22 protein-coding genes and 1 tRNA gene are annotated in these 19,988 nt (G+C 65.4%); 16 read left to right on the forward strand and 7 right to left on the reverse strand.

What is annotated here, in order from left to right; genetic code table 11:
- Window positions 1–72: 72 nt before the first annotated feature.
- The gene (locus AB0A95_RS29565; protein ID WP_357559013.1) at window positions 73–1,332 is read left to right on the forward strand and encodes an MFS transporter; all 1,260 of its coding nucleotides are present in this window, start codon (window positions 73–75) and stop codon (window positions 1,330–1,332) included.
- 316 nt (window positions 1,333–1,648) lie between these two features.
- Here AB0A95_RS29565 and AB0A95_RS29570 read toward each other — a convergent pair whose 3' ends face one another.
- Window positions 1,649–2,143, reverse strand: a complete 495-nt coding sequence (locus AB0A95_RS29570; RefSeq protein ID WP_357559014.1) for a YajQ family cyclic di-GMP-binding protein — start codon at window positions 2,141–2,143, stop codon at window positions 1,649–1,651.
- A 147-nt stretch (window positions 2,144–2,290) separates the two neighbouring features.
- Between AB0A95_RS29570 and AB0A95_RS29575 the strand changes: the two genes are divergently transcribed.
- A tRNA-Tyr gene (locus tag AB0A95_RS29575) sits at window positions 2,291–2,374 on the forward strand.
- A 552-nt stretch (window positions 2,375–2,926) separates the two neighbouring features.
- Here the strand turns inward: AB0A95_RS29575 and AB0A95_RS29580 are convergent.
- Window positions 2,927–4,660 (reverse strand): DNA methyltransferase, encoded by a 1,734-nt coding sequence (locus AB0A95_RS29580; protein ID WP_357559015.1) that lies wholly within the window; start codon window positions 4,658–4,660, stop codon window positions 2,927–2,929.
- A gap of 64 nt (window positions 4,661–4,724) precedes the next feature.
- Here AB0A95_RS29580 and AB0A95_RS29585 point away from each other — a divergent pair, with 64 nt between their 5' ends.
- From AB0A95_RS29585 to AB0A95_RS29600, 4 genes are all read left to right on the forward strand, one after another.
- Window positions 4,725–4,967, forward strand: a complete 243-nt coding sequence (locus AB0A95_RS29585) for a helix-turn-helix transcriptional regulator (RefSeq protein ID WP_357559016.1) — start codon at window positions 4,725–4,727, stop codon at window positions 4,965–4,967.
- Window positions 4,964–5,617 carry a hypothetical protein gene (locus AB0A95_RS29590; protein ID WP_357559017.1) on the forward strand — a complete coding sequence of 218 codons (654 nt, stop codon included), beginning with the start codon at window positions 4,964–4,966 and terminating at the stop codon, window positions 5,615–5,617. The genes AB0A95_RS29585 and AB0A95_RS29590 overlap by 4 nt, the downstream gene beginning before the upstream one ends.
- 530 nt (window positions 5,618–6,147) lie before the next feature.
- Entirely contained in the window at window positions 6,148–7,068 is a 921-nt protein-coding gene (locus AB0A95_RS29595) for a hypothetical protein (RefSeq protein ID WP_357559018.1), read from the forward strand.
- A gap of 688 nt (window positions 7,069–7,756) precedes the next feature.
- A complete protein-coding gene (locus AB0A95_RS29600) occupies window positions 7,757–8,233 on the forward strand; it encodes an LAGLIDADG family homing endonuclease (protein WP_357559041.1) in 477 nt (158 codons plus the stop codon).
- A gap of 29 nt (window positions 8,234–8,262) precedes the next feature.
- Here the strand turns inward: AB0A95_RS29600 and AB0A95_RS29605 are convergent, their stop codons facing one another.
- Entirely contained in the window at window positions 8,263–8,760 is a 498-nt protein-coding gene (locus AB0A95_RS29605) for a GntR family transcriptional regulator (RefSeq protein ID WP_357559019.1), read from the reverse strand.
- Between the two features lie 487 nt (window positions 8,761–9,247).
- Here AB0A95_RS29605 and AB0A95_RS29610 point away from each other — a divergent pair, with 487 nt between their 5' ends.
- The 4 genes from AB0A95_RS29610 to AB0A95_RS29625 all read left to right on the forward strand — a co-directional run bounded on the left by AB0A95_RS29610 (window position 9,248) and on the right by AB0A95_RS29625 (window position 11,646).
- A complete protein-coding gene (locus tag AB0A95_RS29610) occupies window positions 9,248–9,574 on the forward strand; it encodes a hypothetical protein (protein ID WP_357559020.1) in 327 nt (108 codons plus the stop codon).
- A 91-nt stretch (window positions 9,575–9,665) separates the two neighbouring features.
- On the forward strand, window positions 9,666–9,911 hold the full coding sequence (locus AB0A95_RS29615; RefSeq protein WP_357559021.1) for a precorrin-4 C11-methyltransferase: 246 nt from the start codon (window positions 9,666–9,668) through the stop codon (window positions 9,909–9,911).
- Between the two features lie 149 nt (window positions 9,912–10,060).
- Window positions 10,061–10,882 (forward strand): GntR family transcriptional regulator, encoded by an 822-nt coding sequence (locus tag AB0A95_RS29620; protein WP_357559022.1) that lies wholly within the window; start codon window positions 10,061–10,063, stop codon window positions 10,880–10,882.
- Window positions 10,870–11,646, forward strand: coding sequence for a glycosyltransferase (locus tag AB0A95_RS29625; RefSeq protein ID WP_357559023.1), 777 nt, complete (start codon window positions 10,870–10,872; stop codon window positions 11,644–11,646). The genes AB0A95_RS29620 and AB0A95_RS29625 overlap by 13 nt, the downstream gene beginning before the upstream one ends.
- Here the strand turns inward: AB0A95_RS29625 and AB0A95_RS29630 are convergent.
- Together AB0A95_RS29630 and AB0A95_RS29635 are read right to left on the reverse strand one after the other, a co-directional pair.
- Window positions 11,636–12,073, reverse strand: coding sequence for a hypothetical protein (locus AB0A95_RS29630; protein ID WP_357559024.1), 438 nt, complete (start codon window positions 12,071–12,073; stop codon window positions 11,636–11,638). The genes AB0A95_RS29625 and AB0A95_RS29630 overlap by 11 nt on opposite strands.
- Window positions 12,074–12,839: 766 nt before the next feature.
- A complete protein-coding gene (locus tag AB0A95_RS29635) occupies window positions 12,840–12,998 on the reverse strand; it encodes a hypothetical protein (protein WP_357559025.1) in 159 nt (52 codons plus the stop codon).
- 182 nt (window positions 12,999–13,180) lie between these two features.
- On the opposite strand from AB0A95_RS29635, the gene AB0A95_RS29640 reads away from it, so the two are divergent.
- From AB0A95_RS29640 to AB0A95_RS29655, 4 genes are all read left to right on the forward strand, one after another.
- Complete coding sequence (locus AB0A95_RS29640; protein ID WP_357559026.1) at window positions 13,181–13,576, forward strand: transcriptional regulator; 396 nt, start codon at window positions 13,181–13,183, stop codon at window positions 13,574–13,576.
- A gap of 175 nt (window positions 13,577–13,751) precedes the next feature.
- Window positions 13,752–15,347 carry an FtsK/SpoIIIE domain-containing protein gene (locus tag AB0A95_RS29645; RefSeq protein WP_357559027.1) on the forward strand — a complete coding sequence of 532 codons (1,596 nt, stop codon included), beginning with the start codon at window positions 13,752–13,754 and terminating at the stop codon, window positions 15,345–15,347.
- The gene (locus AB0A95_RS29650; protein WP_357559028.1) at window positions 15,344–15,811 is read left to right on the forward strand and encodes a tyrosine-type recombinase/integrase; all 468 of its coding nucleotides are present in this window, start codon (window positions 15,344–15,346) and stop codon (window positions 15,809–15,811) included. The genes AB0A95_RS29645 and AB0A95_RS29650 overlap by 4 nt, the downstream gene beginning before the upstream one ends.
- On the forward strand, window positions 15,798–16,334 hold the full coding sequence (locus AB0A95_RS29655) for a S1 RNA-binding domain-containing protein (protein ID WP_357559029.1): 537 nt from the start codon (window positions 15,798–15,800) through the stop codon (window positions 16,332–16,334). The genes AB0A95_RS29650 and AB0A95_RS29655 overlap by 14 nt, the downstream gene beginning before the upstream one ends.
- A gap of 644 nt (window positions 16,335–16,978) precedes the next feature.
- Here the strand turns inward: AB0A95_RS29655 and AB0A95_RS29660 are convergent.
- Window positions 16,979–17,119: a CDGSH iron-sulfur domain-containing protein gene (locus tag AB0A95_RS29660; RefSeq protein ID WP_357559030.1), complete on the reverse strand. Its 141-nt coding sequence runs from the start codon at window positions 17,117–17,119 to the stop codon at window positions 16,979–16,981.
- 450 nt (window positions 17,120–17,569) lie between these two features.
- Between AB0A95_RS29660 and AB0A95_RS29665 the strand changes: the two genes are divergently transcribed.
- A complete protein-coding gene (locus AB0A95_RS29665) occupies window positions 17,570–17,743 on the forward strand; it encodes a hypothetical protein (RefSeq protein WP_357559031.1) in 174 nt (57 codons plus the stop codon).
- A gap of 183 nt (window positions 17,744–17,926) precedes the next feature.
- Entirely contained in the window at window positions 17,927–19,297 is a 1,371-nt protein-coding gene (locus tag AB0A95_RS29670) for a pentapeptide repeat-containing protein (RefSeq protein WP_357559032.1), read from the forward strand.
- A 12-nt stretch (window positions 19,298–19,309) separates the two neighbouring features.
- Here AB0A95_RS29670 and AB0A95_RS29675 read toward each other — a convergent pair whose 3' ends face one another.
- Window positions 19,310–19,756, reverse strand: coding sequence for a hypothetical protein (locus AB0A95_RS29675; RefSeq protein WP_357559033.1), 447 nt, complete (start codon window positions 19,754–19,756; stop codon window positions 19,310–19,312).
- Between the last annotated feature and the right edge of the window lie 232 nt (window positions 19,757–19,988).

Here is a 19,988-nt window from a genome sequence, read left to right on the forward strand (position 1 = left end):
GTTGTTTGCCGGTACGGCGGTGGCGTTAGGGTCATAACGGCTCACGCTCATTACATCCTCGGGAGGTTCACTGTGACCGCGCTGCGTCAGTACCTGGGTGTCTGGCGGATCCCCGGCGCACCCATACTGCTGATCACCGGCATCATCGGGCGGCTCGGCATCGGCATGACCCCGCTGGCGCTGCTGCTGGTGGTCGAGCAGGTGACCGGGCGCTACGCGCTCGCCGCCATCGCCGGCGGCATCTACGCCGTCGCCGGCGCCGCCCTCAGCCCGGTGGCCGGGCGGATCGCCGACCGGGTCGGCCCGAGCCCCGTGCTGCTCGTCACCGCCGTGGCCCACCCGCTGGCGCTCATCGGCCTGCTGCTGGCCAGCCGCTCAGGCGACGACGCTCTCCCCGTCATCTACCTCACCGCAGGCGTGGCCGGCGCCACCTACCCGCCGCTCACGGCCGCCATCCGTGGCGCCTGGAACGAGCTGACCGACCCCGCCTCCGGCCGGTACGCACTGCGCAACACCGCACTCGCCGCCGAGACCTCGCTGTTCGAGATCGTCTTCGTGCTCGGCCCACTGCTCGTCGCCGCGTTCGTGCTGGTCGCCGACGCGGCAGCCGCGCTGATCGGCGCGGCGGTGGTCACCCTGGTCGGCACCACCGCGGTCGCCCTCGGCCGGGTGATGCGCGGCTGGCGTCCGCACCCGCGTGAACACCACGCCCGAGGACTCGGCCCACTGCGGGTCGCCGGCTTCCCGGCCCTGCTGGTCTGCGTGGCCGGCCTGGGCATCGCCTTCGGCGCCGCCGGGGTGACAGTCCCGGCATTCGCGAGCGGCCACACCACCGACGACCCGGAGAGCCTGGCCGGCCTTCTCCTGGCCGTCTGGGGGATCGGCAGCGCCATCGGCGGGTTCTGGTTCGGCGTCCGCAAGCCCGCGACGAACATGACCCGACAGTTCGCTCTCCTCCTCGGCGCGCTGGCCGGCACCTTCGCCGTGTTCGCGGTGATGCCCACCCCGCTGGCGCTGGGCGTCGCCCTGGTCTTCGGTGGAGCCACCATCGCGCCCGCGCTGACCCTGGAGAACACCCTGGTCGGCCGGATCGCCCCCACCGGCATGCTGAACGAGGCGTACACCTGGGTGGTCACCGTCGCGGTAGCGGCGAGCGCCGCCGGCGGCGCGGTGGCCGGCCTGATCGTGGACCACGCCGGCGGCGTCCGCTGGGCGTTCCTGTTCGCGGGGGCGGCGATCGCCGTCGGGGCCGCGGTCGCGGCCCTACCCGCCGGGCCCATCGCCCGCGCCGAAACCACAGCGGTACGCGCCGAAGACCTCATCCCCGCCTGACCTGTCCGGCTGGCCTGGGGTCGGCCTGGCCTGGCCTGGGGCAGCCTGGCCTTCGGTTGGGCTTGCCTTGCGGGGTCGGGCCTGGTCTGCGGTCGGCCTGGTCTGCGGTCGGCCTGGTCTCCGGTTGGCCTGGTCTGCGGTTGGCCTGGCCTCCGGTCGGCCTGGTCTGCGGTCGGGCTTGCACTGCGGGGTCGGGCTTGGTCCGGTTGCGCTTGATCCACTCGGGTTTCTTGAAGTCGGGCTGTCACGGGCGCGAAGATGCCCCGATATCAAGGAACCCGAGTGGATCTCAATCCGTGCGCGGCGGCCGGAGCCGCTACCGGTAGTTGTCGAACTGCAGGGCGACGCCGAAGTCCTCGCCCTTGAGCAGCGAGATGACCGCCTGGAGGTCGTCCCTCTTCTTGCCGGTGACCCGCAACTGGTCGCCCTGGATCTGCGCCTGCACGCCCTTGGGACCCTCGTCGCGGATCTTCTTGCTGATGGCCTTGGCCTTGTCGGGCTCGATGCCCTGGACGACCTTGCAGTCAATCTTGAAAATCTTGCCGGACGGGCGCGGCTCGCCAGCGTCCAGCGCCTTCAGCGAGATGTTCCGCTTGACGAGCTTCTCCTTGAACACGTCCAGTGCGGCGCGCACGCGTTCCTCGGTCTCCGCCTGAAGGCCGATCGCCTCCTCGCCGGACCAGGAGATCTCCGCCCCGGTGCCGCGGAAGTCGAACCGAGTCGCGAGCTCCTTAACCGCCTGCCGGAGGGCGTTGTCGACCTCTTGACGGTCAACCTTGCTCACGATGTCGAACGACGGGTTCGCTGCCATGTTTCTGCTCCTGCTGTCCGGCGGTCTGGGCCTGCCGTCGGCCGCCGACCAGCGGCACGACCCCCTGACCGTACCCGGTTGCGCCGGCACCGGGGGGAGCCGCTATCCTTGCTTCCGCCGCCGCGTTGCGACGCGGTGGGGTGCCCTGGCGGGTTGCCCGAGCGGCCAATGGGAGCGGACTGTAAATCCGTCGCGAAAGCTTCAGAGGTTCGAATCCTCTACCCGCCACCAGGTGCAGACACGGCCCCTGACCAGCAGAGATGCTGATCGGGGGCCGTTGTCGTTTGTCTGGCCGGGTCCGGCTGGGTCCAGCCGTTGACGACTGGTTGTGGGCAGATGGTGGGCAGGTCGATCTTGCCCCTGAGGGGCCTCTCTGGGGTTTCTAAGGCTGATTGCTGGGGCTGGCGTGGGCCACGTCGTGAGCGACCGGCTCCGGGCTGCTTGTTGGGCCTCGCTGGCTGCGGGAGGTAGGCCGGGGGCAAGCCAGTCCCGGGGTTGGACTGGCGCGGCAGCCGGAAGCCCTGGCCCTCGATTGGGTCGGCCCCTCCGGCTTCCGTACCGCCTGGCCGCGATCGTGCTGCTTCTAGATCGGCTGAATGCGGGCGGCGGTCCGGCGGCAGTCGGTGGCTCTCCGCCCCGGCGCCGGAGGCGGCCGGGGCGGCTTGCCACCGGCCGGCTCACCGCCCAGCGCCGCGCGGAGCGCGGCGCCTTGATCAGGAAGAGAGTAGTTCGGCAGCACGGGGAAGGAGAATTTTCCAGCCGGGGGATGCGGCTAAAAAGTCATCAAAGCTCGTGCGCTGCCACTACGTCGCCCCTGCTGAGCCGTCCAGTCTTTGGATCGATATCCCAGCCGTCCGCAATTAGGGCTGTAGTGATATCACGCAGGTCCAGCTTGTCGAGTTCCCAGCCTTCTCGTATACCGGTCCGAAGCAGCTCAAGATAGAGATGACTTGGCGTAGCCGGCCTGACGTTCGCCAGCTTTTGGATAGTTGTGGCGACAGTCGCCCGCTCGACCGCCTTGAGCGCCGTCGGAACGTCGCCATCTGCGTTACGCATCGTGATGACCAGATCGAGGGTGGCGACATCCTCAAAGCCCGACGCCAGCCCTTTGACCGAGCGCTGCCCCTTGTTCAGAACCACGAGCTTATCCGGATCAATCATAAGTCCTGCGTTCGCGATGGACCGCTGGATGAGGGCCCACACGCTGCCCGACGAGTTGCCAAAAACCATGCTGATGTAACCATCCGCACGCAAGATTCGATTGCACTCGCGGAGGGCATTGGTTAGCAACGCCTCGTATCGCTCAGCCGTTCGCTTGCCACCCTTGCTGCGATCGATAACCGCTTCCTGGTCGACATCGGTAAAACCGTCAAGCCATGCTTCTTGGAATAGCGCCATATCTGCATAGAACAAGTTGGATCCGAACGGTGGGTCTGTGAAGATATAGTCGACACTGTCGTCTTCAAGGGCAATGCTGTCGGCGCTTCCGATGCTGTAATTAACTTCTGGGCTATCGAGGTCTGGCAGGTCGACGCAGTTTCTGCGAGCTGTCCGAACGTAGTTGTCTGACTTCAGGACCGCCTTGACCTTTCGGGAGAATAGGTCGTAGACGTTCCACTCGTAGAACACGGCGGCGACATAGTAGTTGGCGTTGGCCGCATTGAGTGGGCGCTGGCGAGACCATTGATAGCGTTTTGAAGCGCGAGTTAGACACGCGGTGAAGGCAAACAGGAGCTTGCTACGGATCGCTGGATCTTCGACTTTGGCGATGTTCTTGCGCAGGGTGGCAAGGACAGCGAGGTTTCGGTCTGAATAGAATGAAGCAACGGTAGTCAGGCCACTTTTGCCTAGTGCTGACGCCTTGTACATCTGACGGTCAGGCGTGATTTCAACCCTTGGATAGTTGATTTTTTCTAAGTCTAGGCTAGTCGACTTGCTGCTTGGCGTCTGATCACGCTGGTTCGCCGTGCACTCTGAGCTGATGGAATCGAGAACTGGCTCCTCGCCAACTCGCCGGCTTCGGCTGCTGACGGGTGTGTGACATTTTCCGCAAACCATGTCAGCCTTTCGCCAGCCGGCGGCTTCCATGGACCGGTAGTAGTTGACCCGCTCTGCACAGCCAGGGCATTCCACGACGATTGACCAGACGGTTTTGGCAAGCTTCCCTGCACGGCCGCAGGCGGTACATTCGACGGTGTAAACGTCGCCCAGCTCAGCCTGGGTTGCCTGGACGACCTCTTCAGCATGTTTCGTGAACTGGTCCGGATTTACGAGATTTACGAAATTCTGTCCGATGTGCTGACCGAGCACGCTGATGTCGAAGAGGTACGCCTTGCGGCCCTTCATGGCGGCTGCGACTCCGGTCATGCCGGATCCCGCGAATGGGTCGGCGACAACCCCGCCCGGGGGCGAGTAAGCATCGATGAATGGCGTGATCGCAGGTACCGGCACTTTGGTCAGGTAGGCGTGAGCCAGATAGGCGGGGTCGCCTCGTCCGACACTGAGCTCTTCGGGCACCTGGTCAATGTTACTCATAGTCTGTAGCCCCATAGTCTGCGTACGTCCTAGCGTCGTCGTCATCATGCCCGAGCGGAACGACGGCGAGCTCCGCGCCCAGCGTCTCAGGTTCGGCCAGCGTGTCCGAGATCTCCGTCAGGCGCGCCGGCTCTCGCAGGAAGAGCTGGCGGAGTTGGCGGGCGTCCACCGCACCTACGTGTCGAGCCTGGAACGAGGGCAACGCAACGTGGGGCTGAACAACATCCTGGCGATCGCTGCAGCCCTTGGGGTTCCCGCCTCCGCGCTCTTCACGGAGGAGACGCCGTGACTCTCTTTGATGCTCACGATCCAAGCCTCTTTGGCCAGCGCCGTTCGGCGATACCGGAGCCAGACATCGGCCGCGGCGTTGCGCCGGATGGGACGCATCTTCCTGTTCTTGAGCCGACCGGCGATATCGACCGCCTACTTGCTCAAGGCACTGATATTCAAGCGGTGGCAACTTCCCGGGGCATTCACAACGTCTTCGACGACGGAGGGTACAAAGAGCTGCTTATGCTCAACCTGTTCAACCTGCGTAAGCTTCACCGCGAGGGCGACGACGCTGAGGATGCACAGGGTCGTCGTTACGAGATGAAGACGGTTGCGCGTGTCAGCTCCTCGGGCAAACGCAAGGTCAGTCTTTCCGTTACCACCGAGCACACCCTTACCCAGGCAAATATCGAGCGGTACCGAGCCACGTTCCTATGGATCGTCGCTGTATTCGATCAATCGGTACCCGAGGTAATCTACGAGATCCCGCCCGCGAAGCTGGAGCCGTATTTTGCTTTGTGGGAGGCGAAACTTGCGTCGCAGGGCCAGTCGGTTGGCGGTGCCCCTAACCATTTGAACAATCCCAAGATTCCACTTAAGTACATTGCTTCGCATGGTGCGCAGGTATGGCCGAAAGTTGCGCCTACGCACCGCTTGGGCGGATACTAGTGGGCCTTAAAGAAGATGCTCAGTTCGTTCGAAATATCACCATGGGGGCGCACGGCGCCCGGCATGTCGCTAAGGATCTCGCTGAACGCGGTCACCAGATCATTGAGTTCGAGCGCTATGCCATGGCAAATAAGCGGTGGGACACGAGGATTAAGCGCCTTCGGATGGCCGATCTGCTTTGCGTGTCGTGCGGACGACGGTTCGAGTCAAAGGCTAAAGCTAAGCTTCAAGTAATATTAAGCGATAGTAAGCAGTCGGGCCGGGGGTGGAGCGATGGCATGCGGCCCGATGATGTTTTTGCGTTTCTTACGGTGAGGCTGGATGACGGCGGCCTACCATCGGAAATAGGCAGTCCGCTTTATCTCGAAACCGCTTCTCTGGCTGAAGTCACCCCCAAACCTGGGCAACTTAAGAGTGCCAGAGACGGGTCGGAACGTGATGTCTATTGGCCAGTCGCGGTTGCGACGTGCCCTGGTCTTGTAACCCGTGTTCGGGATGGCAGAGTCACGGTCCAGCCGGAGGGCGCGAGGGTGCGCACGCTCGGTACTAAAGGTTATCGGTCCCTGGTCCAGGTAGGCGACTGGGTCGAAGAAGGTCTCGTGCTCGCTTCGGCTGCGGCCACGATCAGCGACATAAAATGTGCCGGGCCTGTATGGAATCTTCACCGAGCCGTTCACAGCGACGATCAAGTCGAGGTTTTTGGGGCAGTCAAGGCGGCGGGCATTCTCGGAGAAAGCAGCGTAGCTAGCGAAATTCGGAGCATCGTCGATGACAGTCAACGAGACACGCGGTTGCGAGTCGAAGCGCTGGGTGCGCTTGCACGTCTTGGTGATCGAGGCGCCGCTGGCCAGCTTGCAAATCTAGATGAGGACGACGGCGACCTTGGGATGCAAATGGAGCGTGTCCTCCTACTGTCTGAACTTGTTGAACTGGAGGTCGCGACCGGGCTTCTTGCGCAGATCGCCCGAGAAACTAGCCGTCCAGACGAAATCCGCGCAGCGGCCGCCTGGGGGCTTGGTGCTACATGGCACGATCAGTTCAGTGAGTGCTGGTCGTTCGCTTTCGATACGAGTGCAAGAGTTCGTCGCCATGCCCAAGCAGGCCTAGGTAATCCTGGCCCAGAGCATGTTGCCATCCTGGTCGCGGCGTTGCGAGAGGCGGACCAAGCTCCGCTTGCCGCAGCGCTGCTAGCACGTATTGAATCTGTCCGGCAGCTAATCGAAGCTGTGGCCGACCGCCGTAGTCGTGACTGGGCTCTTCAGTCGCTGGGCCAAATCGATCCCGCTCAAGTCCGCCCCTTCCTTGCACAAGTCTCTGCCGAAGATATAAGAGTGCTTGATGCGCTTTGGATGCGGAATCTTTGTGATTCTTACAACGAGCCGGAAAACTTGACAGAAATCCGCTTCCTTGCCGGTCAATCGTTGCGGGCTCCCGAATTTACTCTGGACTGACTTGACCGGAAGTTTGGTCGCTGCGAGACAAGGGGATTCACCATCCGCATACTCGGGGCGCAACAGGTCGGCATACCTGCTTGGAGGTAAATTGGCGATCGATGCCGCCGTCCCGACTGCAGGCGGCTGGGCGAGGGCGAAGGAAGTGGTGATTGGTGACAAGCTCTTCGATGAGAATGGTCGCGTCGCCCGAGTAAAGCGCGCAGTGCTTCTGGCGGCGGACGAGCTGCGATACTGCTTGGACTTTCGCGATGGGACGGCAATTATCGCTGACGCGTTTCAATTGTGGCCTTTGCGTGAGTTTGCGGGCAGCTATTCGGACCGTTCGGTGGCTACTGCAGACGTTTTCTCATCTGGAACTACCTTCGAAAGGCGTCTTACGTCAGGCAAGACGAAGGCGTCTCGGGGTGGCGTCTCGCGTTGGCGGACCCTCGCAACCCCGACCCTTGACCTCGACGAATACCCGCTCCCGTTGCCCCCATATCTACTCGGTTACTGGCTGGGCGACGGTGACAGCGATGGACCTCGTATTACGGTATCCGAGGAGGATCTTCCCTGTCTTGAGCGCCAGATTTGTTTGGAGGGCGGACGTGTCATCTCCCGCCAGAGAACCCACGGAAGAACCTTCCGGGTGCGGTTTGATTTGGGAGCATATGGTACGGGTGCCCAGGCCCTTCGTGATCTGGGCGTGTTGGCGAACAAGCACATTCCTTCCACGGTCTTCCGGGCGTCTGGGCGACAGCGGCTGGAAGTTCTGCAAGGGCTGGTGGACAGTGACGGATATATTGAAAAGCGCACGAACCGTGTAGAAATATGCTTCACTTCGGCACGTTTGGCGCGAGATACGGTTGAATTGATCAGAACGCTCGGACTATATCCCAGGCTGAGCTCAGTGGATGCGGTGCTCAACGGGCGACGGGTCGGTACCCGGCATAGGATCAACTTTACTGCCTATTCTTGTGATGCCGTTTCTCGCCTTCCTCGGAAGCTCGGACGGCTTAGTTCTAGAGGTTTGATTGTCCCGTACTCTCGGGTTAGGACAATCGTTGGCGTCACCTTGGTTGATCCTGGACCTGTCTTTGATATTGAGGTGGATTCTCCGAGCGGACTCTATCTAGCCGGCGAAGGGATGATCCCTGTAGGGCCAACAGTTTCCCGGGGCTGACCGACCTCGACGAGGTGACGACTCCTGCTCTATCGCTCAGTCTGAAGCAGCCGGTAGGTTCTGACGACTGTTCCGACGGCTCCGTTTGTCCGAGTGAGGGTCTGTCGTTCCATCAGGGCCGCACCCACCTCGACAGCGAAGAGGGCTGCAAGCTCCGCGTCAGCAGCCACCTGGCGGTGCTGCGTTTCCGTCTCGGAACCCTCGTCTAGCCCGCGCTCGCGTTGGCGGGGGGTTGTGTAGGTTCCGCGGCCATGTTCGGTTGCCACCAAGCCTGCCTCGCGCAACGCGGCTATTGCTTGACGAACCGTGCCGCGCGCTGCCCGGAATTCAGCGCTGAGCGCGCTCTCGGCCGGCAGAAGGGCTCCGGGCGGGATGGCGCCGCTCTCGATGCGCGCTCTCAACTCTTCGGCGATAACGCGGTAGCGGGGTTGTCCGTAGTGCGGAGTGGGCACCTGCTCACCGTACCTGGCACTTGTCTTACCAAGTGCCAACCAAGTGGGACCAGGTCCGACGTATAGACAACTCATCCACTCGTAGATACGTTTCCTGGTGTGCGGCTGACGTGACAGCTCGTGTCAGGGATGGTCACGCGCTGGCCCTGGTCGCACCTGATGCGCGGCGTCCTGTCGGACCGGTTGCGGTAGCCGCGCGTACAAGTTGGCTCGGCGATACCCGACCCGTCCGGCGTCGGACGGTGCGCCGTGCCTTCATCCGGGCCGGTGGCCGGCCGCATTCCCCCGTGGCTGGCCACCGGTCCCCGTCTACCTGTGGAGGTGCGATGCCCGGCTCTCATCGTCGACACCGTTGGATCTCGTCCTGGTGGTCTCGGAGGCGCCCATCTGCCTGGGGTGCCAGCGGCACCGATCCGTCAACTCCGCACGTGGTTTCTGCGACCTCGTCGCTGCGGTGGTCGACAGGTCCCAGCCGCGAGGTGCCTGCGCTCCGGTATGCGCCCTTGATGACGCGGGCTCAGCTTTACCGAGGCAACGGCGGGCGGTGGCCGCGATGAGTCGTATGAACAAGCCGGCCGCTGTCACGAGCCACCCGGACTGGTGCGCTCCGGATCGCTGCGGCTACCTGGTACCGCCGGTGATGACGCACATGGCCCGCCGCCATCGCAGCTCAATGCAAAGGGTCGGCGAGAGCCGGGCGGGCGGGCTCGTCGCCAGCTACCTCATCAGCGCTGAGGCTCTGGGTGGTGCCATGGTCGGCGTTCACGTGACGTGCCGGGGCGGGAACGCCTGGGCAGAGTTGTCGTTGCCGCAGACGGTCGAGTTGGCCCAGCAACTTAGCGACCTCGTAACGCAGGTGCTCGGGCTGGAGGGGGCCGACGATGAGTGAGGGCACCGCCATTCCAGAGGGCCGGTCGCCGTCGTCGATCGCGCCGGTCGTGTGCCCGGTTTGGTGTCGGGGCTGTGGACCGAACGACCCGATGCACCGTGGGCTTCTCTCCACGATTGGGCGGGAGGGGACCGGCTGGGTCACCGTCCAACTGGTCGTTGACAGGTTCGCCCGCCGGGGCCTGGCCGTGAAGCTCGACGCAACCCGTTACGGCGCGACGCAGACCGTACTCCTGTCGTCCGCGCAGGTGGACCGGCTCATTGACGAGCTGGTCTACGCCCAACTGGAGATGCTGACACCGGCGGATGGCCTCGACCGGGCCGGCGAGGCGCGGTGAACGCGAACAGCCGTCGGGGCTCAACCGTTCCTCGTACTCCCGGCCCACGCCCTGCCCGGCCACCGCGAGCAGCAGTAGCCGTACTGCCGGTTCCTGAGCGGCCTGCTGGTGGGACCACCTGGCAGACGTTGGAACGTCTAGGGGGTACGGTGACCGGTGTGCAAGGCCGGGACTGGCGCCCTCGCTACCTGCAACTCGCAGAAGAGTTGCGGGCGAAGATCGTGAGCGGCGAACTGGCGCCCGGCACTCTGATGCCCAGTGAGACCGAGTTGGCCGACACTTCGGGCCTGTCGCGCACGAGCGTCCGCAACGCCATCCGGCAGCTCCGTGAGTGGGGCCTGGTCCGCGCGGAGCAGGGGCGCGGCACCTACGTGCGGGCACCTCGTCAGCGGGTACGCCGTCGCAACACCGAGCGGTACCAGTGGGAGAAAGATCGCGTCCTGCTCGACGAGGGCGAGCGGCTGAAGACTGGTGCCACCGAGCACGACACCGGCCTGACCGTCAACGACCTGAAGTTCCACGCCGAGTACTCCCGGGTGGAGGCTGATGCGGAGATGGCGGCGGCCTTGCAGGTCGAGCCAGGTACTCCGCTGCTGCGTCGGGTCTACTGGACGTCGTCGCGGCACGAGAATGCGCCGCTGACGGTGTCGTACTCCTATCTGCCTTATGACCTGGTGGCCGCGAACCCGGACCTGCTCGACGCGGGCAAGGAGCCGTGGCCGGGCGGCACGCAACATCAGCTCCACACGCTGGGCGTCGAGTTGGACCGGATCGACGACGAGATCCGGGCGCGTCCGCCGTCGCCGGATGAGGCCGAGTTGCTGGACATCGACCCGGGGGTCTCCGTGCTCACCGTGCGGAAGATCTCGACCGACACCACGGGTCGCGTCGTTGAGGTCGCTGATGTGGTGATGCCGGGTGACCGCACTGAGCTTGTCTACTCCCACAAACTCCAGCGGTGGAAAACTTGACGCAGCTCGTCTCGGTCATCACCCCGGTTCACGCGCCCAGCATTGAGCACCTGGCTGGCGCCTACGAGTCGTTGGCCAAGCAGGAGATGCCTGACGGCTGGGACTGGGAATGGCTCGTCCAGGAGGACGGGCAGACCGGCGCCCTGGTCGACGCGCTCCCGCCTGATCCTCGGATCAGTCTGGGCGCCGGCCGTTCCGGTGGGCCTGGTGTTGCCCGTACCCTTGCGCTCGCCCGAGTCTCCGGGGAACTCATCAAGGTCCTGGACGCCGACGACCAGTTGACCCCCGGCGCACTCGCCCGGGACATCGCCGCGTTCGACGCGCACCCGCAGATCGGCTGGACCACCTCGCGGGTACTCGATCTGCTGCCCGACGGTTCGACCGCCGGATGGGACAAGGACCCGGCCGGCGGGGTCATCGACCGCGGTTCGGTCCTGACGTTCTGGCGGGCCAACGACTACCGAGCATCGGTGCACCCGGCGACCCTGTGTCTGCGGCGGGACCTCGTCTTCGCCCTGGGTGGCTGGATGGCGCTGCCCGCTTCCGAGGACACCGGCCTGCTGCTCGCCGCTAACGCGGTCAGCGCGGGCTACTTCACCCGTGAGTACGGCCTGCTCTACCGCAAGTGGCCCGGCCAGGTCACCAGCCAGGCCGCGCATCGGGAACCGGCCGAGTACCGGGCACGAATGAGGATCATCGAGGCCCGAGCCAACGCCCTGGCCTCGATGATCCCGAACGGCTTCGGCGGCAGCGCTACGGCGTAGCCTCGTGCCCCGGCATCCCGTGGGTACGCCGCCGCTCCTTCATCTCCGCTTCGAAGATGTGCCGCCGTCCGCCGGCTAGCTTCTCCCGCGCGTCCCGCTCGATCTCCTGGAACGCGGCGTAGTAGCCGTCGTCGAACTCCTCCACGATCTGGAACGTCCACCGGCCGGGTAGCACGTTGCGTCCCAACAGTTCGCGCTCGACCCGGTCGGCCGTCTCGTCGTGCCCGGCCTCGCGGAGCAGCTTCACCACTCGGTCAAGGGTGAGATCCGCGCCGCCAACGAGCTGGTGCGCCGAATACAGGTGACCGCGTACACGATGGATCGTCTCCAGCGCCTTGCTCAACTCGCCGAGCGCTTCGACAGTTGCGTCACCTACTCCCGCCGGACGTGAGTGCTTTTCATTCGCAGATTGGCTACCGCTATTCATGGGATTACTGGTTCCCTGCAGTTCTTCGCCCTACACGCATCGGTTCGGTGAGTCAGTCGCTTCACAAGTCCCGATAGCCGCGCGCGCGTCGCACCTTCAATTTCGGATGGGCCGCTAGCATCACGATGGCACTTCACTGATCACCAACTGGCGGGGCGGTCGTCTTCCTTACCCCGCAGTAGGCGACCAGCGCCTCTCCGATCACTTGGAGATCATTGTTATGCCAAGCAGAAGAAGCCGGGGCCGCAAAAGAGGCGCTCCTGGCAGGCGGCGGAGTTCCCGAACGGCTGGAGTTGGCACGTTGATTGAGTGGTGGCACTGATCATCAGGCTGTTGACGCTGGTGGCAGTCGGGACCGATGCCAAGGGTGAGGGGGATGAGCCCTCCGTTTAGGAAGGCCCACCCCCCCTCGGGCGGAGCCTCCGCTTCTCGTCTTGACACGCCGGGAGCGGGGGCTTCCTCCGTGCCGGCCTTGACGGCCGGCAGCAGCGGGGCGGGTTGCAGGGACGTTTTCGCTTCACGTTGCGCTGAACGTTCAACGAACCTGAAAGTTACAGACTTAAGCTTCGGTGCGGACCCTAACTTACCCACCAGCTTCGGTAGCAACTTGCTAACACGCCGAATCGCTAGTTGCTATCTCTATCGAGTAATCCCACTTAGCAAGTAACGGATGCCGGCTGCGAGCCCAATCAACGAGCGAACCGCAGGTGTGACCAGCGGGACGAGTGGCAGTGGTGGCAGTGCCCGGGCGGTAGACCTGGCTCCATCACGGGCGGACGGCCACCTTGACAAAGGCCTTTGTGGTGAGTCCTCGCCAGCCACCCGGGTCGCCCTGCCGGCCGGCCCGACCGCGCAGCTGGTCGAGCTGCTTGCCGTGACGGTAGATCGGCAACTTGAAGGCATGGTCGGTGTACCCCGAGAGCACCGCTCCTGTTGGAGTCGGACGAGTTCGCTTGCGGGCTTCGCCTGATCGATCGCTGAGGCGTCAGCCGGCGGCGGAGACCGGCATGCGGTGGGGTCATTCGCAGAACTTGTTGACTTGTCTGCCAAGTACCGTCTACCTTGGACGCAACTTGGCAGACAAGTTAACAAGTTGGAGGTTGAGCGATGGCTCTGCGTGGCGGCACGAGGTTCGCGGTGCGGTGTGAGGACGTGTTCCCGGCGGGGTGCGCGTTGGTGCCCGAGTCCCTGGGCGAGGTCGAGGACTACGACGAGAAGACCGGGCGGCGTAGTCCGGCGAAGGACAAGTTGACCGGCCAGCGGGTGTGGCAGGTCCGGGTGATGGACCTGGATCCGGAGCTGGGGAAGCGGTCGCGGGAGACGACGGTGAAGATCTCGGCGGACTACCAGCCGGTGCCGCCGACGGGTGGCCTGTTCGAGGCGGTGGAGTTCCACGGCATGACCGTCACGCCGTACGTGGGCAACAACGGTCGGATGGCGTATTCGCTGCGGGCGACCGGGATGCGTGCCCCGGCGGGCGTGGCGACGAAGGCGGCGCAGTAGCCGCATCTGGTGGGGGCGGGGCTGTCAGGTCTTGGCGGACGGCAGCCCCGCCCTCTGTCTCTTTCCCCTGCTCTGTCGAGAGAGGTAGTGACATGTCCAAGCGTATGCCTGCCGTCCTGCGGCGGCCCACAGTGGCGGGTGCGCGATGATGCGCCGGCCGCGGGGCGAGGTCGTGATGACCACCGCCGGGGACCTGATGGTGATCCGGCCGCGTCGCCTGGAGCTGCCGGTCTGGCTGATCGCGCTCGGCCTGGTGCTGCGGTGGCTGTGGCGGGGCCTGTGGTGGTGCCTTCGCCACCCGGTCGCCGTCGGCCTGGCCGTGGCCGGGGTGAGCCTCTTCCGCGAGTTCGGTCGGGCCGGCGTGATCGTGCCCGTGGTCCTGGCCGCCGCCGCGTCGGCGGTGTGGCGGTGGCGGCACGAATCGTCCTGGTGGACCTGGTGCGCCGGCCCGATCCTCGGCCGGTTCCGCCAACTCTTCGTCTACCGACGGGCCTGGCGCGAGGCCATGACCCTCTGCGGCCTGGCCAAGGTGTACGACCACCGCACGCTTCTGCCGGAGCTGCTGCGGGTCCGCTCGGATCAGGCGCTCGACGTGCTGACCATCCGCATGGTCCGCGGCCAGACACCGGAGGAGTTCCAGAAGGCAACGGCAAACCTTGCGTACGCCTTCGGCCGGCGGCACGCCCGGGTCTACTCCGAGCGTCCCGATGACCCGCCGATCCGGTCGGGTTACTGGGCGCTGGTCCTGGGCGCGGTGGACCGGCTGCGGTTCCGGGACCGGCCGTCGGTGGTCTACCTGGTGGTGGTCCGCACGGATGCGTTGCGCACCCTGGTCGACCCGTTCGACGTCCCGTCGGTGCCTGACTTCACCGCGCTGCCGCTGGCTCGGCGGGAAGACCTGCGGCACTGGTGCCTGCACCTGCTCGCCACCCATGTCCTGATCGGCGGCGCCACCCGCTCCGGGAAGGGCTCGGTGCTGTGGTCGCTGGTCCGAGTGCTGGCCGGTGGGATCTCCTCCGGGCTGGTCCGGCTGTGGGTGATCGATCCCAAGGGCGGCATGGAGTTCGCGATGGGTCGGCCGTTGTTCGCGCGGTTCGCTTGCAAGTCGTTCGAGGCCATGGCCGATCTGCTCGACGAGGCCGTGACGGTGATGCGGGAGCGGCAGGCCCGTCTTGCCGGCGCGGTGCGGGTGCACACTCCGACCCTGGATGACCCCCTGGTCGTGGTCGTCATCGACGAGATGGCGGCACTGACCGCGTATCTCCAGGACGTTGACCTGCGTAAGCGCATCGCCGGGTCGCTCGGGTTGCTGCTGTCGCAGGGTGCCGGCGTTGGCGTCTTGGTGGTGGCGGCGTTGCAGGACCCCCGCAAGGAGGTACTGCCGTTCCGGGACCTGTTCCCGACCCGGATCGCGCTCGGCCTGACCGAGGCCGCTCAGGTCGACCTCGTGTTGGGTGATGGCGCCCGCAACCGGGGTGCCCTCGCCGACCAGATGCCGCGCTGGGCCAAGGGCGTCGGCTACGTGATCCTCGACGGCACCCCCGAGCCAGCCCGGGTCCGCTTCTCCTACATCTCCGACGACCACATCCGGGAGTTGGCCGTTGAGTACCCGGCGCCGGCCGACGCGGCGGACATCCTCGCCCAGGTCGGCCGGGAAACCGCCACCGAACCGGCCCGCCCGCCGCTGCCCCGGCAGCGTTGCGGACCACTGCTGCCCGATTCACTGCTGAACATCCTCGACCGGGACACCGACGGGGGTGAGCCGCGGTGACCGCCCCGACCAACGGCCGAACCTTCTACCGGCTGCGCGCTCCCGGCACCGACGGCGCTACCAGCACGGCCGTGTCCGGGAGGGCTGAGACTCGTACAGTCCCGATTCCGCCGCGGCTCGTCGAGCTGCTGTGCGCGCACGTCGAGAATCACGGGGTCGGCCCGGACGGTCGCTTCTTCCGGGGCCTGCACGGCGGTCCGCTCTCCGAGTCGGTCTACCACCGGTGGTGGAAGCTCGCCCGGGAGAAGGCGCTGACCGATTCGCAGGTTGCCTCGCCGCTCGTTCGCCGGCCCTACGACCTGCGGCACGCGGCGGCCTCGCTCTGGCTGAATGCCGGCGTCCCGCCGACCGAGGTTGCCCGGCGCCTGGGCCACGGCGTCGCCGTCCTGCTCCGGGTCTACGCCAACTGCATCGACGGCGGCGACGACACGATGAATGACAAGATCGGCGATGCACTTGGTTGAAGGGTTGGAGCTTATGGGGCAGAGGGATGACGAAAGCGCGTCGCTGAGACTGGAAACGCTTGAGCGTGGTCAGGTTGCCACCGGCGTGGTCGTCGAGATCAAGAACTTCGGGGTCTTCGTAGACATCGGCGGTGTCATTGGCATGGTGAACTGCCCGGAGCTGACCTGGAAGCACTTCGATCACCCCACCGATGTTGTGGGCTTGGGAGACCGGCTTGCTGTGATGGTGCTCGACGCCGACCTCGACCGCGAGCGGGTGTCGCTGTCGCTCAAGGCATTGCAGCCCGACCCCATGGCCGAGTTCGCTCGGACGCGTCTCGGAGCCGTCTTGCGCGGCGAGGTGACCCGTATCGTGCCGTTCGGTGTCTTCGTTGCCGTGGGGGACGGCATCCAAGGGCTGGTCCATGAGTCTGCCCTCGACCGCACCCCTGAGTTGGGTGACAAGTTGTCGGTGAGGGTCGTCGACATCAACCTTGTCCACCGGCGGGTCCGTCTCCTGCCGAGCGGGCACGAACCGTCGTGACACCTCGGGCACCGATGTTGGGCCGTCTGCGGTGGGCGTGGGCAGATGGTGGGCGGTCGAGTGTCGGCGGGCGGGTCGCCAGAGAGAAACACCAGCTCAGGGAGCTTGCGTCGGTAATGATCACGGACGCCCTGTAAATCCGTCGCGAAAGCTTCAGAGGTTCGAATCCTCTACCCGCCACAGGCAATGACAGGGCCCTTGACTTGCGGAAACGCTAGTCAAGGGTCTTCGTCGTCTCCTGTCGGTGTTGACCGCAGTTGCTTCTGACTGACCGACCGATCGCTTCAAGATCGCCATCTTCGAGTCTGGTGCGGACGAGAGCCCGGTCGTCGTGATCGTCGCCGTGCGGAGGCACCGGACGCCGAGGACCATTGCCGAATGACGGTGTCTGAGCCGAGAGGTTTGTCGCCTCTTGAAGCCGACGGATCACGCCCAGACGGGTGGGCCCGGCGGGGCAGACCGCCGGCTGCGGGGCGGGCCTGCCGCGCGGTCCCTCTTTGCTCTGCACCCGCCCACGCACCACACACGGTCCGTAACTGGTGCGCGGGCGGGTGCAGAGCAAAGGGGGCGCGTGCCTCTGGTGCGGCCCGTCCGCGTGCTCTCGCTGTGCGACGCGGCGACGTGGGGGACGCGGCGACGCGGTGTCAGCCCTCGTGGGTGGTGCCGGCCCGGAAGTTGATCACCTTGTGGGTGCCGTCGCAGAACGGCTTGGGTGCCGACTTGCCGCACCGGCACAGCGCCACCTGCCCGGCACGCGTCGATGTGCTCGCCGTCCGGCGTGACAAGCGCGAAGTCGCCGCGGACCAGCAGCGGTCCGTCCTCGACAGGGATGCTGCTCACGAATGACCTCTGGTCGAGGCTGCTGCCGCCGACGACCGCGGGTCACAGCACCGTGTTCAACGGTCGTGATGCCCGAAAGGCCTGCCGTCCCGCTGGCCGCGTCGCCTCTCCTGCCCGGTACGTGCCCCGGTTACTGGCCTACGGATGGCCCATCATGTGGCACAACCCGGCGCGTCTGCCTGACCGAGCAGACCGTCCGTCACCGATCTCCGAGGAAGGGCCGGCTTCGGGGCGGAGCCCGAAGGTCGAACCGCCCGCTAGGCTCCTCGCCTCGACAGGAGAGTGCGGGAGCGTACGTGATCAAGCTGTTCAGGACCAAGAAGTCCGCGTGCCGCTGTCGGCCCAGTGGCCGGCTCTCGTCACGGAGATGAAGTGCGCCGCGGTGGCCGAAGCTGGTGGTCAAGCTGCGTGGCCAGTGGTACCTCGGCTACCCAGGTACGGACGGCCAACTGGTGGTTGACGGCGCAGCCGAGGGGGCCTGCTGCGGTAGCTGCGGGGCGCAGTTCCTGGGAGACATGGTGGTCGACCTCGATGACACGTCGCACCTGGAAGATCCCGACGCGACGTAGCAGGTCCGGCCGGCTCAGTCGATGCCGGCCGGAGCCGGTCTCGTGCTGTTCACGGACGTCCCGCTGAGCGCTGATGTTGATGAGGTGCGCTAGAAGGAGGGGGTGGATTTGCCCGCGTCGCAGGACTCAACCCCCTCCGAGGTCCGTGTCACGGTTGGTTCGACTCCAGCCGCGGAAACTCGTGTGCCGGAGCTGCGCCTCTGGGGGATTCGTCGGTCGATCACATCGGCTGTTCTGGCCGCACTGCTCCTGGTTGGGGTCCTGATCGCGGCGGCACTCTGGTACGCGGAGTGGCCCGGCCTTGAGCGGGGCGCCACCGTCACAGCGGCCACGCTGTTCGACCTCTTGAAGCTCGTCTTCGCCGTGGTGGCGGGCATCGGCGGTGTCGCCGCCCTGGTGGTCGCCTACCGTCGGCAGCGGGTGGCGGAGCACACGAACGCGCTGGCGGAATTCGCTCACCAACTGGCGCACGCCGCTGATCTTCGCGCCGAAGTTACCAAGGCCCTCGCTGAGGCGGCCGACGAACGAGCGAAAACTGAGACTGACCGTAACGGTGTCCGGCTGTTCAACGAACGCTTCGCCAAAGTATCCGAGCAGCTCGGCTCGGAGAAGGCAGCCGTACGCCTGGCCGGCGTCTATGCCATGGCCGGCCTCGCTGATGACTGGCGACATGGGCGACAGACGTGCATTGATGTGCTCTGCGCCTACGTTCGTATGCCGTACACGCCGCCGGACGTTCCGGGCGGAACTCCGACTCAGGATGAGGACCACGTGGCGCTCGGGGCCGCGGACAGGGCCCGGGCCGCCCGCGAGGAGCGGGAGGTACGTCATACCGTTGTCCGCCTCGTCGGCAGGCACCTACGTATTGCCGAGGACGATGGGGCCTCCTGGTGCGGCTACGACTTCGACTTCACCGGCGCTGTCTTTGACGGCGGGGACCTTTCGGGGGCGCGGTTCAGCGGTGGGGACGTCTCCTTCGAGGGAGCAAGTTTCAACGGTGGAGACGTGTCCTTCGGCGAGGCAGCGTTCAGCGGCGGGCGGGTGTTCTTCGACGGGGTGACGTTCAGCGGCGGGAAAGTCTCCTTCGGTGGGGCGACGTTCAGTGGTGGGGAGGTGTTCTTCGATGATGCGACGTTCACTGCGGGGGAGGTGTTTTTCGGCGGGGTGACGTTCAGCGGTGGACGGGTGTTCTTCGACAGGACGACATTCAGTGGCGCAAGGGTTTTCTACCTGGCGACGTTCGATGGCGGGTGGGTGTCCTTCGAGAACGCGGCCTTCAGAGATGGGGAGGTGTTCTTCGGTGGGGCGACATTCAGTGGCGGGGACGTGTCCTTCGACGGAGCGACGTTCCTGGGCGGGAAGGTGTCCTTCGACCGGGCGATGTTCAGCGGGGCGAGGGTGTCCTTCAACTACCTGATTTTCGGTGGTGGCCACGTGTCTTTTCGCACGTCGAGGTTCCAGGTCCCGCCCAGCTTCGAGCCTGGGCTCCTCAGGCAACCGCCGGACGGTCTGATCCTGCCGCGAGAGACGGGTGAGCTGGACATGCTCCGGTGACGAGACGCCGGATCAGCGACCGTCCTTGACCTTGAGGAGCAGCCCGCCGTCTCGGAGAACCCGTTCGGGGCTGTGCAGTGCCCATGCCTTCGCTGCCGGCCCGACCCGGTACCGGCGCATCGGCTTCCCGTCCACCGTCGTGACGTGTGGTGACGTCACCTGCTGCAACGCCTTCCGCGCCAGAGTGGCCAACGCGGCGAAATCACGACGTACGCAGTCCGCCTGGGCCGCCGGGAACCAGGTGAAGGCCAGGCGTCCCGGCTCCAGCCTCTCGGGTTGGCCATCGCACGGTCGCCACCTGCCCCCGGTGGCTGCCAGCACCCCGTCGTCCCTGGTCCAGGCGCGGGTGTGCAGGTACTGGATGAGGGGTCTCACGGTCCGGCCGTCGCGCCCGAGGAGACGCAGGAACGCCTGCACGCCATCGTGGTTCGTCGCCCCCTGCAACGAGTCGTGCAGCACGATGCCTGCTCGGGATCTCGCGAACCGGCGTGGAACAGCGCCACGCCGACCCTGCCGGTCAGTCACCAGATAGATGACAGTGACCTGTTGCCGCGAGGTAGCGGCGAGTAGTGTGCGTACCCGGGACGGAGGGGCGCAGTTCAAATCAACTGTTACGTCTAGTAGGCGTGCTTTCCCCTGCTAGGTCGTTTCTTGGGCATGCCACCGTGGGCTGATCAGCAGATGGTCTGGC

The sequence above is a fragment of the Micromonospora sp. NPDC049230 genome, from assembly GCF_040647875.1.
Lineage (GTDB): Bacteria > Actinomycetota > Actinomycetes > Mycobacteriales > Micromonosporaceae > Micromonospora.

Coding starts and splice junctions, on each gene's coding strand:
- AB0A95_RS29645 (WP_357559027.1), top strand. CDS start 13,752: ATGACCACCGCCGGGGACCTGATGGTGATCCGGCCGCGTCGCCTGGAG.
- AB0A95_RS29630 (WP_357559024.1), bottom strand. CDS start 12,073: ATGAATAGCGGTAGCCAATCTGCGAATGAAAAGCACTCACGTCCGGCG.
- AB0A95_RS29655 (WP_357559029.1), top strand. CDS start 15,798: ATGCACTTGGTTGAAGGGTTGGAGCTTATGGGGCAGAGGGATGACGAA.
- AB0A95_RS29640 (WP_357559026.1), top strand. CDS start 13,181: ATGGCTCTGCGTGGCGGCACGAGGTTCGCGGTGCGGTGTGAGGACGTG.
- AB0A95_RS29585 (WP_357559016.1), top strand. CDS start 4,725: ATGCCCGAGCGGAACGACGGCGAGCTCCGCGCCCAGCGTCTCAGGTTC.
- AB0A95_RS29570 (WP_357559014.1), bottom strand. CDS start 2,143: ATGGCAGCGAACCCGTCGTTCGACATCGTGAGCAAGGTTGACCGTCAA.
- AB0A95_RS29615 (WP_357559021.1), top strand. CDS start 9,666: ATGCACCGTGGGCTTCTCTCCACGATTGGGCGGGAGGGGACCGGCTGG.
- AB0A95_RS29610 (WP_357559020.1), top strand. CDS start 9,248: ATGAACAAGCCGGCCGCTGTCACGAGCCACCCGGACTGGTGCGCTCCG.
- AB0A95_RS29605 (WP_357559019.1), bottom strand. CDS start 8,760: ATGAGTTGTCTATACGTCGGACCTGGTCCCACTTGGTTGGCACTTGGT.